Here is a 14,286-nt window from a genome sequence, read left to right as displayed (position 1 = left end):
TTACGCGATCACCTGGAGCCCCTGTGAGAACCGCCGTCGTCATCGGAACCGGACTGATCGGCACCTCCGCGGCGCTCGCCCTGACCGCCCGGGGGATCACCGTCCACCTCGTCGACCACGACCAGGCGCAGGCCCGTACGGCGGCCGCCCTGGGCGCGGGCATCGACGAGGCCCCCGAGAACCAGGTGGACCTGGCGATCATCGCCGTGCCCCCGGCCCACGTCGCCGCGGCCCTCGCCGACGCGATGGCGCGCGGGACGGCCCGCGCCTACGTGGACGTCGCCAGTGTCAAGGGCGGGCCCCGCCGGGAGCTGGAGGCCATGGGCGTGGACGTGGGCGCGTACATCGGCACGCACCCCATGGCCGGCAAGGAGCGCTCGGGGCCGCTGGCCGCCACCGCCGACCTCTTCGAGGGCCGCCCGTGGGTCCTCACCCCCGCCCGGGACACCGACCACGAGGTGCTGAACCTGGCCCTGGAGCTGGTCGCGCTCTGCCGGGCGGTCCCCGTGGTGATGGACGCCGACGCACACGACCGGGCGGTGGCGCTGGTCTCCCACACCCCGCAGCTGGTCTCCAGCATGGTCGCGGCGCGCCTGGAGGAGGCCGACGAGACGGCCGTGCGGCTGTGCGGGCAGGGCATCCGTGACGTGACCCGGATCGCGGCCTCCGACCCCCGGATGTGGGTGGAGATCCTCTCCGCCAACCCCGGCCCGGTCGCCGACGTCCTCGCCGGCATCGCCGCCGACCTTGCGGAGACCGTCGAGGCCCTGCGCGGCCTCCAGTCCGCCGACGAGGCCAAGCGCCGGGGCGGCGCCGAGGGCATCGAGGACGTGCTGCGACGCGGCAACGCGGGCCGCGTCAGGGTCCCCGGCAAGCACGGCGCGGCCCCCATCGCCTACGAGACGGTCGGGGTGTTCATCAGCGACCGGCCGGGCGAGCTGGCGCGCATCTTCGCCGACGCCGGTCGGGCCGGGGTCAACATCGAGGACGTCCGGATCGAGCACGCCACCGGTCAGCAGGCCGGCCTCGTACAGCTCATGGTGGAGCCGAGGGCCGTGGCGGATCTCACCGCCGACCTGCGCGAACGCGGCTGGGCCCTGCGCCGGCCGTAGGCGGACCGGGGCCCGCGCCCGCCGCCGAGCGGGGGCGGACCGGGGCCCGCCGGCGTCCCGGACGGGGGTGCGGACGGCGGCGGAGCGGGCGGGTTCCCCGGGCCGGTAACCTGGGGAGGGGCGCTTTTTGCGCGCCCGGACACGTACGCGCAACCAGGAAGGTGCCCGCACCGTGGAAACCGCAGCTCCGTCCGCCGTGATCGTCGCCATCGACGGTCCCTCCGGCACGGGCAAGTCCAGCACCTCCAAGGCCGTGGCCGCCAAGCTCGGGCTGCGCTACCTGGACACCGGCGCCCAGTACCGGGCCATCACCTGGTGGATGATCACCAACGGCGTCGACACCGACGACCCGCAGGCCATCGCGCTGGCCGCGGGCAAGCCCGCGATAGTCTCCGGCACCGACCCGACCGCCCCCACCATCACCGTGGACGGCCTGGACGCCTCCGGCCCCATCCGCACCCAGGAGGTCACCTCCAAGGTCAGCGCCGTCAGCGCCGTCCCCGAGGTGCGCGCCCTGATCACCGAGTTGCAGCGCTCCATCGCGGCCTCGGCGGCCGACGAGGCCGAGGGCATCGTCGTCGAGGGCCGGGACATCGGCACCACCGTCCTGCCCGACGCCGACCTGAAGGTCTTCCTGACGGCTTCCCCCGAGGCGCGCGCCGCCCGACGCAGCGGAGAGCTGCGCGGCAAGGAGGTCGCGGACCTCGCGGCCACCAAGGCGGCCCTGATCAAGCGGGACGCGGCCGACTCCGGCCGCAAGACGTCCCCGCTCGCCAAGGCCGGCGACGCCGTCGAGGTGGACACCACCGAACTCACCCTCGACCAGGTCATCGAATGCGTCGTGACCCTGGTGGAAGAGCGGCGCACCGGATGAGCGAAACGCCCTCCCTCAAGGGGGCGGCGGTCGGCAGGCGCATCGGCATCGGGCTCATGTACGGGCTGTGGAAGCCCCGCGTGCTCGGCGCCTGGAAGGTCCCCGCCACCGGCCCCGTCATCCTGGCGGTGAACCACGCGCACAACATAGACGGCCCCATGGTCATGGGCACTTCCCCGCGACCGCTGCACTTCCTGATCAAGAAGGAAGCGTACGTCGGCCCCCTCGGCCCCTTCCTGCACCGGATCGGCCAGGTGAAGGTGGACCGGTCGGGCACGGATCGCACCGCCGTCACCCGCGCCCTCGGGGTGTTGGGCCAGGGCGGGGCGCTCGGGATCTTCCCCGAGGGCAGCCGGGGCGAGGGAGACTTCGCCTCGCTGCGCGCGGGCCTGGCGTACTTCGCCGTCCGCAGCGGCGCCCCCGTGGTGCCCGTCGCGGTCCTCGGCAGCACCGAAGCCAAGGGGCGGCTCGTCAAGGGCCTGCCGCCGCTGCGCGGCCGGGTCGACGTCGTCTTCGGCTCCGCCTTCGAGGCCGGGGACGGCACGGGCCGCCGTACGCGCACCGCGCTGGACGAGGCGACCGTACGCATCCAGGACCGCCTGACCGCACACCTGACCGACGCCAAGCGCCTCACCGGCCGCTGAGCGAGACTTGACCTTAGTAGTGGAACCGCGCTCTGCCGGTGCCACCGATCACCACGAACGACGAGGAACGGACTTCATGAACGACCAGCACGACCACGGAGCACTTGGCGACGCCGAGTACGCGGAGTTCATGGAGCTCGCCGCGGAGGAAGGCTTCGACGTCGAGGACGTCGAAGGCGCGATCGGGGAGGCCAGTGGGGCACCGCTGCCCGTCCTGGCCGTCGTCGGCCGACCGAACGTCGGCAAGTCGACCCTGGTGAACCGCATCATCGGCCGCCGCGAGGCCGTCGTCGAGGACAAGCCGGGTGTCACCCGCGACCGCGTCAGCTACGAGGCCGAATGGGCCGGGCGCCGCTTCAAGGTCGTCGACACCGGCGGCTGGGAGCAGGACGTCCTCGGCCTCGACGCCTCCGTCGCCGCCCAGGCCGAATACGCCATCGAGGCCGCCGACGCCGTCGTCTTCGTCGTGGACGCCAAGGTCGGCGCCACCGACACCGACGAGGCCGTCGTTCGGCTGCTGCGCCGGGCCGGCAAGCCCGTCGTGCTCTGCGCCAACAAGGTCGACGGCCAGAGCGGCGAGGCCGACGCGGCCTCCCTGTGGTCGCTGGGCCTCGGCCAGCCGCACCCGGTCTCCTCCCTGCACGGCCGCGGCACCGGCGACATGCTCGACGCCGTCCTCGAAGCCCTGCCCGAGGCCCCCGAGCAGAGCTTCGGCACCGCCATCGGCGGCCCCCGCCGCATCGCCCTGATCGGCCGCCCCAACGTCGGCAAGTCCTCGCTGCTGAACAAGGTCGCGAAGGAGGACCGCGTCGTCGTCAACGAGATGGCCGGCACCACCCGCGACCCCGTCGACGAGCTGATCCAGCTCGGCGGCGTCACCTGGAAGTTCGTCGACACCGCGGGCATCCGCAAGAAGGTCCACCTCCAGCAGGGCTCGGACTACTACGCCTCGCTGCGTACGGCCGCCGCCGTGGAGAAGGCGGAGGTCGCGGTCATCCTGATCGACACGACCGAGAACATCTCCGTCCAGGACCAGCGCATCATCACCATGGCCGTCGAGGCCGGCCGTGCCATCGTCATCGCCTACAACAAGTGGGACGAGATGGACGAGGAGCGCCGCTACTACCTCGAACGCGAGATCGAGACCGAGATGCAGCAGGTCGCCTGGGCGCCCCGGGTGAACGTCTCGGCGCTCACCGGCCGCCACATGGAGAAGCTGGTCCCGGCGATCGAGACCGCCATCGCGGGCTGGGAGACGCGCATCCCGACCGGCCGTCTGAACGCCTTCCTCGGCGAGGTCGTCGCGGCCCACCCGCACCCCATCCGCGGCGGCAAGCAGCCCCGCATCCTGTTCGGCACCCAGGCGGGCAGCAAGCCGCCGCGGTTCGTCCTCTTCGCCTCCGGCTTCCTGGAGCACGGCTACCGCCGCTTCATCGAGCGCCGTCTGCGCGAGGAGTTCGGCTTCGAGGGCACCCCGATCCACATCTCGGTGCGGGTGCGCGAGAAGCGCGGCGCGCAGCACAAGAAGAAGTAGTCGCGGGCAGGACGCGGCACCGGCCGGACGGGCCGGCCGAAGGGGTCAGTAGCCCCGACGGGGAGCGGGCGGCAGTGCCGCCGGGATGTGTTGCATTCCGGTCTGGGACTGCCGCCCGCCGACGTATGCGTACGAGGGCTGCGGGGCGGCGGCCGGCACCGGCGCGTACGCGGGCTGCCAGGGCTCGCTCGGCTGCCAGGCGGAGGCGTTCCAGCCGCTGCCGTACGGGCCCGTGTAGGGGCTGACGTAGGTGCCGGTGGAGCCGCCGTGCGAGAACGCGGTGAAGCCGATGTCCTCCTCGCCCGTACGGTCGCCGGGCAACGCCCGGAAGGCGCGCAGGTATTCGGAGTACAGCGTGTCGTAGATCGGGGTGTGCGAGGCGGCCGGAGCGATGTCCCGGTCCCGTGCGGGGCGCATCGGGGGGGCGCTGCTCGGATAGGACGGGGCGCGGGAGGGGTCGTATGAATGCACGTATCAGCCAACGAACCCGGCGCCCTGCGGTTGCGGGGTGACGGGGCGGAAAACGCAGATCGCCGGGGGTGCGCGGGACGGACCGCGCACCCCCGGCGCATGCCGCGCGGCCCCCTCGTGAGGGGCGGGCGGCCGTGTGCGGTGGTGGGTCGAAGCGGGGGCGAACCGGGGATCAGGCGCCGGGCGTACCGGCCAGGGGCATCGACGCGGCGACCAGCTTGCCGTTGATCGCGGCCTTGTCGAGGGCGTCGCGCAGCAGGTCCTCGCGCGGCTGCTGGCCGATGGAGCCGACCGGGGCGGCGTAGATGAGGACCCGCTGGGTCTTGTTGACGGCGGCCCGCCAGCCGTCGGTGACGCTGAGGGCCTGGTGCGCCTGCCACCACGCCACCTGGGGCCCGCCGTCGACGCCGGGCTGGAGCACGGCGTGCAGCTGGCCGCCGGCCAGGAGCACCGACCAGCCGGGGAGCGCGGAGGGGACCTCGGCGGTGTCGGTGACGGGGACGAAGCCCTGCTCGATGAGGAGCGGCAGGAAGTCGTCGCCGGGGCCCGTGGTGCCGGGGCGGGCGATCGGCGCGGTCGGCTCGACGACCAGGGCCGGGTGCAGGTCGCCCTGGATCAGGACGAGGCCGCTGGTGATCCCGAGGACGGCCTGACCGCCCGGCACGGCCTGCGGGCCTTCGCCGGAGAGGCCGTCGGCGCCGGGGGCGGGGCTGTCGCCGGTGATGCTGCGGACCGCGCCCTGGAGCTGCTCCTCGGAGACCGAGACGACCTGGGAGGGAATGCAGCCGGCGTGGGCGAAGGCCAGGACGGCCGTCTCGTCGCCGACGAACAGCACCGTGCTGGTCGGGTCGCTCTCGGGGTCCCCGGGGGTGCGGCAGGAGGTGCAGTCGTAACTGCCCGGAGCGTCCGGGCCGGCGAGCAGCCTGTCGGCTTCTTCGTCACCGATCTCGGCGCGGACCTCATCACTGACGTCGAGCATGCGCGGCACGGGGTGCTCCTCATTCGTGCGGAGGCCGGGAGGCTCCCGGCTCGCCGGGCTCAACGCCCGAGCGGCGGCCGGGGTCACGCCGTTTGAGGGAACGGAATCGAACCGACCACCCGGAAGAGTGAACGGGCCGGTGTGGGCTTCCGGTTCGTGTCAACTGTTGGCTCCTTGTGCCCAGTTGGCGGCGCTTGTCGGTCGCTTCGGAGGGGGCTGCCGGGTCGGCCGTCCGGGTGGGGCCGTTCCGGGCGCCGCGTGGCGGGCCGGGGGGCTCACGGGCCCCGGCGTAGCGTGACGCGATGCCCGATCTCTGCTTGCGGCGGGCCGCCTTGGTGGCCGCCGTCGCGCTGGTACTGGCCCTCCCCTCGAACGCCCACGCCGCGCCCCCACCGCCCTCTCCCGGCTCGCCCGGACACCGGGCCGGGGACTGCGGCCCCGGCGGGCAGTGGCCGTGGGACTGCGTCGCCGACTGCGAGAGCGGCGGCCGGTGGGCCGTGAACTCGGGCAATGGCTTTTACGGGGGGCTGCAGTTCTGGCAGCCGACCTGGGAGGAGCACGGGGGCCTCGGCTACGCGGCGCGGGCGGACCTGGCCACCCGGGACCAGCAGATCAGGGTGGCGGAGGACGTGCTCGGCAGCCAGGGCTGGGAGGCGTGGCCGGTCTGCGCGAAGCGGTACGGGCTGGCCGGACGGATGCACGTGGTGCGGGGCGGGGACACCCTGAACACCATCGCGCTCAGGCACCGGGTGGCCGGCGGCTGGCGGGCGCTGTACGAGGCGAACCGGGCGACGATCGGGCCGCGCCCGGAGCGGCTGAGCCCGGGCCTCCTCCTGACGCTCCCACCGGCCTCGGGCCCGGCCCCGGTACCGTCCCCGAACCGGCCGGCGCCCGGGAAGCCCGCGCCGGCTCCCGCGAAGCCCGCGCCCGTTCCCGCCCCCGTGCCCGCGCCCGTGCCCGCGAAGCCCGTGCCCGCGAAGCCCGTGCCCGCGAAGCCGGCCCCCGTGGTGCCCGCCCCCGTACCGTCCGCCCACGCGTCGACCGCTCCCCGGGGCCGGTAGCGGCGCGACCCGCCCCCTGCCGGCGGCAGACTGCGGGCATGCTCGATACCTCCGCGCGCCTGCTGCGCCTGCTCTCCCTCCTCCAGGCCCGCCGTGAATGGACCGGCCCCGACCTCGCCGACCGGCTCGGCGTCACCCCCCGCACGGTGCGCCGGGACGTGGACCGGCTCCGTGAGCTGGGTTACCCGGTGAACGCCAGTCCCGGCACCGGCGGCGGCTACCAGCTCGGCGCCGGGGCCGAACTGCCGCCGCTGCTCCTCGACGACGACGAGGCCGTCGCCGTGGCGGTGGGGCTGCGCACCGCCGCCGGGAACGGCGTCGAGGGGATCGGGGAGGCCTCCGTACGGGCCCTGGCCAAGCTGGAGCAGGTGCTGCCGTCCCGGCTGCGCAGACGGGTCTCCGCGCTCAACGAGTTCACCGTGCCCATGCTGCGAGGCCCCGCGGCGGCCGGCGTCGACCCCTCCGTGCTGACCGACCTCGCCGCCGCCTGCCGGGACACCGAGCGGCTGCGCTTCGGCTACCGCGACCACCAGGGCGGCCTCAGTCGCCGTACCGTCGAACCGCACCGGCTGGTCTGCACCGAGCGCCGCTGGTACCTGGTCGCCTGGGACCTCGACCGCCAGGACTGGCGGACCTTCCGGGCCGACCGGATCGAGCCCCGCCCGCCGCACGGCCCCCGTTTCACCCCGCGTCCCCCGCCCGCCGAGGACCTGGCCGCCTACGTCTCCCGGGGCGTGTCGCAGCAGGTCTACGCGGCCCGGGCCGTGCTGCGGCTGCGGATCCCGGCCGAGGAGGCGGCGCGGACCATCGGGCCGTCGGTCGGGGCGCTGGAGCCGATCGACGCGCACAGCTGCCTGTTGCGGACCGGGGCCACGAACCAGGACGTCCTGGTCATTCACGTCATGTTGCTCGGCTGTGAGTTCGAGGTGGTGGAGCCGCCGGAGTTGACGGAGCGGATCCGGGCGGCCCGGGACCGTCTGAGCCGCGCTCTGGAAGCCGTACCGCAGGAGGGTGCGCGAGCGGCGATCGGGGCGGTTCCGGCTTCCTCGCGGGACGCCGTTCCCGAGTCCTCGGCCATGTGACCTTTTCGCAATGGCGAGGGTAATTCGACGTTTTCCCAACGGAATTCGACAGGAATCCTGGCCGGGCGTGTCGCAGGCCGCCGAGAATGTGTGGAACGGGGATTCCGGCGGCTGTCCGGGCGGGGCCCGGGAGGCTCGCCGCCGTCGACAACCCGTGACACAAGCGTGACCCGGTACGGACGAACATCAGGGCGTCGCGCTGACGGTTCGTGCATATGAACGGCAACGGCGGGCCGGTTCGGTGAACCGGCCCGCCGTTGCCGCGCGGGGTGGGGGATGTGCGTACCGCTCCCCGCGCGAGGGGCTCAGCCGCCGGTGGCCGGGCGGGCCGAGGTGCTGCGGCCGGCGGCCCGTTCGGCGTGGGCCGGACGGCGGCTGCCGGCCGGGGTGACCGGGGTGCGCTCGGAGCGGATCACGTGCGGGCGGCCCGGCGCGTGGACCACGGGGCGCACCGTCGGGGAGTGGGCGGCGGCGCCCGCGGCGGCCGGGACCGGGGCTTCGGGGGCGGCTTCGGGCTCGGGCGCGCGGCGTTCGAGGCGCCACTTCCCGCCCGCGGAGAGCAGGGGGCCGAGGGCGGCGGCGACCGGCTCGGAGACCCGGCCCTCCTCCAGGCGGCGGCGCCACAGCTCGCGCAGCTCGAAGACGTAGGCCTCGACGCGGGCGATGAGCGGCTCGAACCAGGGCAGCGCCAGCATGATCAGCAGTCCGGCGATCCAGCCGAGCAGGACGTCGCTGACCCAGTGGGTGCCGAGGTAGACGGTGGTGGCGCCGACGCTCAGCGAGACCACCGCGGAGAAGAGGGACAGCACCCGCCGGGTGACGGTCGTCGAGGCCAGGTAGGCCAGGATTCCCCAGGTCACGACGGCGTTGGCGGTGTGGCCGGAAGGGAATATATCGCCGCCCGCGAAGAGCTCGGCGGAGCCGATCTCGGTGGCGTAGTGCGGACCGAGGCGGCCGAGGCCGAGCTTGACGGCGCCCACGGTGATGTTCAGGAGGAGCAGGGACACGCCGAGGGTGATCAGCGGGCGCAGGGTGTGCTGGCGCCAGGAGCGCCAGCCGAGCCAGGCCGCGACCATCACCGCGGTGGGCCCGCGCTGGCCCAGGACGACGAGGTAGTCCAGGAAGGCGTGCAGCTGCGGCCACTGCTCGTAGGGCCGGAAGAACATGATCTGCCAGTCCAGCCGGACGAGCCAGGAAGTCGTGAGCACGGCCACGACGATCGCGAGGTAGAACGCGAGCATCGCGGAGAGGAGCACGACGCGGTGCCGGCTCATCCGCGGTGTCTGCAGATGAGCCGGTCGCTCTGGTTCCCTGTCCAGCCGGGCGAAGACCGGCTCCAGACGGGTCAGCAATTGGTCGGTACGCACTCAATCGACGTTACCGCGCGCCGAAGGGCACCCCGGTCGAATCGCGCGCTTTGTGATGACCATGTGATGTGGAGTGCGTCTCACGCGGTACTAATTACCGCTGTTCCGACGCTTGTTGGAACTCGGTCGATTCAACTCCGGGAGTGCGGGCCTCTTAATTGTCCACACACTTACGGAGGACTTATGGACGCAGGTCAATTCCTTTGCGCAATCATGGATTGGAATGATCCATTCCGTGATCACGGCGGTCACGGACGTCACGGCGGCCCCGAACCGTTCAACCAGAAGGCCCCGTACACCGCCGACGCCAGCGCCACCGCGCCCACCACGGCCGTCGCCCGTCCGGTCCGCCACCGGGCCAGCCCCACCGCCGGCGGCAGCACGAGGGGGAAGGCGGGCAGCAGCAGGCGGGGCTTGGATCCGAAGTACCCCGACGCGCACAGCGCCAGCGCCACCACGATCCCGCAGTACACCAACAGCGGGACCGGCTGCCGCTGCCGCACGCACAACCCGTACAGCCACAGCACCAGCGCCACCCCGACGATCAGCCCGATCCCGGCCGCGAAGGTCGAGGAGGCCAGCCGCGCCCCGATGAACCGGGCGAAGGCCCATCCCCCGTCGAAGCCGTTGCCCCAGCCCCCCTGCACGTCGAGGTAGCCGAGCGGACCGCCGCCGGTCCGCCGGCCGACCCACAGGACGTACGCCGCCGCCCCGAGCGGAGCCAGGACCGCCCCGGCCGCCATGCGCCAGGAGCGCTCCCCGCGCCGCAGGGCGAGCACGGCCGCCACCCACACCGCCGCCACCACGGCGGCCCCGACCGGCCGGGTCAGCCCCGCCCCGGCCGCGAGCAGCCCCGCCGTGAGCCACCGCCCGCGCAGCGCCCCGTACAGGGCCCAGGCGGCCAGGGCGGTGAACAGGGCCTCGCTGTACGCCATGGACTGCACGATCCCGACCGGCAGCGCCGCCCACAGGGCCACCGCCAGGATCCCGGCCCGGCGCCCGAACGCGGCGCCGTGCCGCGGGGCGCACACCAGGTCCGCCACCGCGAAGATCCCCCAGGCGGCGGCGAGCCCCGCCACCACCGAGACCACCAGGCCCGCGGAACCGTACGAGAGCCCCGTCGGCGCCGCCACCACCCGCTCCAGCCACGGCAGCAGCGGGAAGAACGCCAGGTCGGAGTGGACGGCCCCGTGGGGCAGGACCACCTCGTACCCGTACCCGCCGGCCGCGATCCGGGCGTACCAGAGCGAGTCCCAGCGGGCCGACAACAGGGTGTGCGGGCTGCTTCCGGCGGCCGCGCACCACACGGCGAGCACCGTCAGGCCGAGGAGCCGGACCGCCGCGTAGGCGCCGAGCGCGGGCGCCGCCCGGCGCCATGCGAGATCTTTCACGGATCCATCTTCCCCGGGCACGTCGCGGGGCGACGCGGGGGCCACGGGCGCGAGGATCGGGGGCGGACCGGACGAGTGGCACACACCACACGGCGCCCGTCGCGGGGATGAGAGCTGGACCACGTGTCGGACAGGCGAACTCGCGTACGCTGACCGTTCACTCGCGTGACGATGCCGGACCCCGCAGGACGCCGTACAGCGCACCACCCCCCCGGTCGCGCCCCACGAAGCCGGTCCGCCGAGTGCGAGGGATCACCTGGAGGTACATGCATGTCGGGGACGCACACGACCGGCGACAGGAACCCTTCCCTCCGCCGGCGCCTGGCGGGGGCCTCCGACGGGGCGAACCGCTGGTTCGTGCTCGCGGTCCTCTGCGTCAGCCTGGTGCTCGTCGCCCTCGACGCGACGATCCTGCACGTGGCCGTCCCCTCCGTGACCGAGGACCTGCGTCCCGGGGCGCAGGAGCTGCTCTGGATCGTCGACGCCTATCCGCTGGTCTGCGCCGCGCTCCTCATCCTCTTCGGCACCCTCGGCGACCGGATCGGCCGCCGCCGCGTGCTGCTCCTCGGCTACGCCCTCTTCGGCGTCGCCTCCGCCGTCGCGGCCCTCGCCGACACCGCCCAGGTCCTGATCGCCGCCCGCGCCCTGCTCGGCGTCGGCGGAGCGATGATCATGCCCGCCACCCTGTCCATCCTGCGCCAGGTCTTCCCCGACCGGCGCGAGCGGGCGGTCGCCATCGGCATATGGACGGCCGTCGCCGCGGTCGGCGCGGCGAGCGGCCCCGTGCTGGGCGGCTTCCTCGTCCAGCACTTCTGGTGGGGCTCCGTCTTCCTCATCAACATCCCGCTGATGGCGCTGCTCCTGCCGCTCGGCCGTTGGCTGCTGCCCGAGTCCAAGGGGAGCGTCGACGGACCCTGGGACGTGGTCGGCGCCCTGATGGCCGCCGCCGGCATCCTCGCCGCGGTCCTCGGCATCAAGCGGCTCGGCGCCGAGCGGCACCTGGCCGACGCCGAGGCGATCGTCCCGTTGCTGGTCGGCGCGGCCCTGATGATCCTCTTCGTACGCCGCCAGAAGCGCCGCGAGCACCCGCTGATCGACATGCGGATGTTCTCCCGGGCCGCCTTCTCCACCTCCGTGGGCTGCATCGTGCTCGCCATGCTGGCCTTGGTCGGCCTGGAACTGATCGCCGTCCAGTACCTCCAGCTGGTGCTGCGCTTGACCCCGCTGGAGACCGGCCTGCGGCTGCTCCCGCTGACCTTCGCCGCCATGGCCGCGGGCGCCACCGGCTCCTACACCCTCCAGCGGGTCGGCCCGCGCAGGATGGTCTCCCTCGGCTTCGTGCTGACCGCCGGCGCGGTGCTCCTGCTCACGCTCATGGGCCAGCAGGACCGTCCCGTGCTGCTCACGGTCGGCTTCGTCCTGCTCGGCTTCGGCCTCCAGACCACCCTCTTCGCCGCCTACGAGTCCATGCTCAGCGAGGCCCCGGCGGACACCGCCGGCGGCGCGGCCTCCATAGGCGAGACCTCATACCAGCTCGGTGCGGGCATCGGCATCGCGCTGCTCGGCAGTGTGATGAACGCCGCCTACGCGCCGGGTCTCGCGGACGTCCCCGGCGTGTCCGCCGAGGAGGCCCGGGACGCCTCCCACTCCCTCGGCGAGGCCTACCAGATCGCCGCCCACCTCGGCGGCGCCGCCGGAGACGCCCTCCACTCCGCCGCCCGGCAGGCCTTCGTCCACGGGCTGCACGTGACCCTGCTGGTCAGTGCCGGACTGCTGCTGGCCGGCGCCCTCATGGCCCTCAAGCTCCCGCGCACCATGGAGCAGGCCGAGCCGGTCGCCCGCGATCAGGGCGCCGGGACGGGCGTACGCCTGCCCGCGCAGCCCAAGGCCGCCGACCGCGACCCCGCCGTCGGCGGACGTCCCGGCCGCACCCACTGACGCTCCGGGCCGCCACGGGAAACCGGGGGTGGACCGGGAGCGGGCGCGAGGACAAACTTGCACCGCTAGGTTTCGCACCACGTGCCTGCCGGGAGGCCCTCTTGTCCGCGTCGTCCACCCCGTCCGCGTCGTCCCCGTCGTCCGCGCCGAAGAAGCCCTTCGTCCCCACCGATCCGCTCGGACTCGACGAACTGCTCGGCCCCGAGGACCTCGCCGTCCGCGACACCGTCCGCTCCTGGGCCGCCGACCGGATCCTGCCGCACATCGCCCAGTGGTACGAGGACGGCGAACTGCCCGCCATCCGCGAGCTGGCCCGCGAACTCGGCTCCATCGGAGCGCTGGGCATGTCCCTGACCGGCTACGGCTGCGCGGGCGCCAGCGCCGTCCAGTACGGACTGGCCTGCCTGGAACTGGAGGCCGCCGACTCAGGGATCCGCTCACTGGTCTCCGTACAGGGCTCCCTCGCGATGTACGCGATCTGGAAGTACGGCTCCGAGGAGCAGAAGCAGCGCTGGCTGCCGGGCATGGCGGCCGGCGAGCTGATCGGCTGCTTCGGTCTGACCGAGCCCGACGCGGGCTCCGACCCGGCCGCGATGCGCACGTACGCCAAGCGTGACGGCGCCGACTGGATCCTCAACGGCCGCAAGATGTGGATCACCAACGGTTCGGTGGCCGCCGTCGCCGTGGTCTGGGCGCAGACGGAGGAGGGGATCCGCGGTTTCGCCGTCCCCACCGACAGCGCCGGATTCTCCGCGCCGGAGATCAAGCACAAGTGGTCGCTGCGCGCCTCGGTCACCAGCGAGCTGGTCATGGACGACGTACGGCTGCCGGCGGACGCGGTGCTGCCGGGCGTCACCGGGCTCAAGGGACCGCTGGGCTGCCTCAGCCACGCGCGGTACGGGATCATCTGGGGGTCCATGGGCGCGGCGCGCGCCAGCTTCGAGTCCGCGCTCGACTACGCGAGGACGCGGGAGCAGTTCGGCAAGCCGATCGGCGGCTTCCAACTCACCCAGGCCAAGCTCGCGGACATGGCGCTGGAACTCCACAAGGGCATCCTGCTCGCCCACCACCTGGGCCGGCGTATGGACGCGGGCACCCTGCGGCCGGAGCAGATCAGCTTCGGCAAGTTGAACAACGTCCGCGAGGCCATCGACATCTGCCGCACCGCGCGGACCGTACTCGGGGCCAACGGGATCTCCCTGGAGTACCCCGTCATGCGGCACGCCACCAACCTCGAATCGGTCCTCACCTACGAGGGCACCGTCGAGATGCACCAACTGGTCCTGGGCAAGGCACTCACCGGGCTCGACGCCTTCCGGTGAGGGCCCCGCTCAGCTCTGGTTGAAGAAGTCGCGGGTACGGCCGCCGGCCTCACCGCTGACGATCTGGGTGTCGGCCGGGGTCAGGAGGAAGACCCTGGTCGCCACCCGCTCGATCGAACCGCGCAGGCCGAAGGTCAGGCCGGCCGCGAAGTCGACCACGCGCTTGGCGTCGCCCGGATCCATCGAGGAGAGGTTCACGATCACCGGGACGCCCTCGCGGAACAGCTCGCCGATGCCGCGGGCGTCCCGGAAGCCGTCGGGGGTCACGGTCGCGATCCGCCGACCCTGGTCGACCGCGGACTCGGAGGCCACCTTCACGCGCGGGTCGGTGACCCACTGGTCGCCCGGGCCCGAGACCGTGCCCTGCTGGCGTTCCACCGCCTCCGCGTAGTCGTCGTCGTAGTACCGCTCGTCGTCGCTGTCCTCCACGAGACCCAACCAGGCACTCGCCTTGCGTACCGAACCCATGGACGCCTCCTTTCACCGTGGCCAGTCTGACTTCTTCTCAGCT

At 73.3% G+C, this 14,286-nt stretch carries 13 protein-coding genes; 8 read left to right on the top strand and 5 right to left on the bottom strand.

Annotation, left to right across the window (positions count from 1 at the left end; genetic code table 11):
* Positions 1-23: 23 nt before the first annotated feature.
* From ACIOD1_RS29055 to der, 4 genes are all read left to right on the top strand, one after another.
* Positions 24-1,112: a prephenate dehydrogenase gene (locus ACIOD1_RS29055; RefSeq protein ID WP_365623472.1), complete on the top strand. Its 1,089-nt coding sequence runs from the start codon at positions 24-26 to the stop codon at positions 1,110-1,112.
* A 172-nt stretch (positions 1,113-1,284) separates the two neighbouring features.
* Complete coding sequence (cmk, locus tag ACIOD1_RS29050) at positions 1,285-1,986, top strand: (d)CMP kinase (protein ID WP_365623470.1); 702 nt, start codon at positions 1,285-1,287, stop codon at positions 1,984-1,986.
* The gene (locus ACIOD1_RS29045; RefSeq protein WP_401905582.1) at positions 1,947-2,630 is read left to right on the top strand and encodes a lysophospholipid acyltransferase family protein; all 684 of its coding nucleotides are present in this window, start codon (positions 1,947-1,949) and stop codon (positions 2,628-2,630) included. The genes cmk and ACIOD1_RS29045 overlap by 40 nt, the downstream gene beginning before the upstream one ends.
* Before the next feature lie 76 nt (positions 2,631-2,706).
* Positions 2,707-4,164 (top strand): ribosome biogenesis GTPase Der, encoded by a 1,458-nt coding sequence (der, locus tag ACIOD1_RS29040; protein WP_365623466.1) that lies wholly within the window; start codon positions 2,707-2,709, stop codon positions 4,162-4,164.
* Between the two features lie 45 nt (positions 4,165-4,209).
* On the opposite strand, the gene ACIOD1_RS29035 is transcribed toward der, so the two are convergent.
* Together ACIOD1_RS29035 and ACIOD1_RS29030 are read right to left on the bottom strand one after the other, a co-directional pair.
* A complete protein-coding gene (locus ACIOD1_RS29035; RefSeq protein WP_365623464.1) occupies positions 4,210-4,581 on the bottom strand; it encodes a hypothetical protein in 372 nt (123 codons plus the stop codon).
* A gap of 226 nt (positions 4,582-4,807) precedes the next feature.
* Positions 4,808-5,614, bottom strand: a complete 807-nt coding sequence (locus ACIOD1_RS29030) for a hypothetical protein (RefSeq protein ID WP_401905632.1) — start codon at positions 5,612-5,614, stop codon at positions 4,808-4,810.
* Positions 5,615-5,916: 302 nt separating this feature from the next.
* On the opposite strand from ACIOD1_RS29030, the gene ACIOD1_RS29025 reads away from it, so the two are divergent.
* Positions 5,917-6,675 (top strand): transglycosylase family protein, encoded by a 759-nt coding sequence (locus ACIOD1_RS29025; protein WP_401905579.1) that lies wholly within the window; start codon positions 5,917-5,919, stop codon positions 6,673-6,675.
* 38 nt (positions 6,676-6,713) lie between these two features.
* Positions 6,714-7,757: a helix-turn-helix transcriptional regulator gene (locus ACIOD1_RS29020; protein WP_401905576.1), complete on the top strand. Its 1,044-nt coding sequence runs from the start codon at positions 6,714-6,716 to the stop codon at positions 7,755-7,757.
* 305 nt (positions 7,758-8,062) lie between these two features.
* Here ACIOD1_RS29020 and ACIOD1_RS29015 read toward each other — a convergent pair whose 3' ends face one another.
* Positions 8,063-9,124 (bottom strand): phosphatase PAP2 family protein, encoded by a 1,062-nt coding sequence (locus tag ACIOD1_RS29015; protein WP_365623456.1) that lies wholly within the window; start codon positions 9,122-9,124, stop codon positions 8,063-8,065.
* A 257-nt stretch (positions 9,125-9,381) separates the two neighbouring features.
* A complete protein-coding gene (locus tag ACIOD1_RS29010; protein ID WP_401905574.1) occupies positions 9,382-10,515 on the bottom strand; it encodes a hypothetical protein in 1,134 nt (377 codons plus the stop codon).
* 270 nt (positions 10,516-10,785) lie between these two features.
* Here ACIOD1_RS29010 and ACIOD1_RS29005 point away from each other — a divergent pair, with 270 nt between their 5' ends.
* Both ACIOD1_RS29005 and ACIOD1_RS29000 read left to right on the top strand, forming a co-directional pair.
* Positions 10,786-12,453 carry an MFS transporter gene (locus ACIOD1_RS29005; RefSeq protein ID WP_365623452.1) on the top strand — a complete coding sequence of 556 codons (1,668 nt, stop codon included), beginning with the start codon at positions 10,786-10,788 and terminating at the stop codon, positions 12,451-12,453.
* 101 nt (positions 12,454-12,554) lie between these two features.
* The gene (locus ACIOD1_RS29000; protein ID WP_365623450.1) at positions 12,555-13,775 is read left to right on the top strand and encodes an acyl-CoA dehydrogenase family protein; all 1,221 of its coding nucleotides are present in this window, start codon (positions 12,555-12,557) and stop codon (positions 13,773-13,775) included.
* 9 nt (positions 13,776-13,784) lie between these two features.
* Here the strand turns inward: ACIOD1_RS29000 and ACIOD1_RS28995 are convergent, their stop codons facing one another.
* Entirely contained in the window at positions 13,785-14,243 is a 459-nt protein-coding gene (locus ACIOD1_RS28995; protein WP_365623448.1) for a cell division protein SepF, read from the bottom strand.
* Between the last annotated feature and the right edge of the window lie 43 nt (positions 14,244-14,286).

This window comes from Streptomyces sp. NPDC088097 (assembly GCF_044741845.1).
In the GTDB taxonomy this organism is placed as follows: Bacteria; Actinomycetota; Actinomycetes; order Streptomycetales; family Streptomycetaceae; genus Streptomyces.
The sequence above is the reverse complement of the archived record's forward strand: the minus strand, read 5'-3'. Positions and strand labels throughout refer to the sequence as shown.

Excerpts from the sequence above, each read along its gene's own strand:
- ACIOD1_RS29045 (WP_401905582.1), top strand. The coding sequence starts at position 1,947 with ATGCGTCGTGACCCTGGTGGAAGAGCGGCGCACCGGATGAGCGAAACG.
- der (WP_365623466.1), top strand. The coding sequence starts at position 2,707 with ATGAACGACCAGCACGACCACGGAGCACTTGGCGACGCCGAGTACGCG.
- ACIOD1_RS29035 (WP_365623464.1), bottom strand. The coding sequence starts at position 4,581 with ATGCGCCCCGCACGGGACCGGGACATCGCTCCGGCCGCCTCGCACACC.
- ACIOD1_RS29030 (WP_401905632.1), bottom strand. The coding sequence starts at position 5,614 with ATGCTCGACGTCAGTGATGAGGTCCGCGCCGAGATCGGTGACGAAGAA.
- ACIOD1_RS29025 (WP_401905579.1), top strand. The coding sequence starts at position 5,917 with ATGCCCGATCTCTGCTTGCGGCGGGCCGCCTTGGTGGCCGCCGTCGCG.
- ACIOD1_RS29020 (WP_401905576.1), top strand. The coding sequence starts at position 6,714 with ATGCTCGATACCTCCGCGCGCCTGCTGCGCCTGCTCTCCCTCCTCCAG.
- ACIOD1_RS29005 (WP_365623452.1), top strand. The coding sequence starts at position 10,786 with ATGTCGGGGACGCACACGACCGGCGACAGGAACCCTTCCCTCCGCCGG.
- ACIOD1_RS28995 (WP_365623448.1), bottom strand. The coding sequence starts at position 14,243 with ATGGGTTCGGTACGCAAGGCGAGTGCCTGGTTGGGTCTCGTGGAGGAC.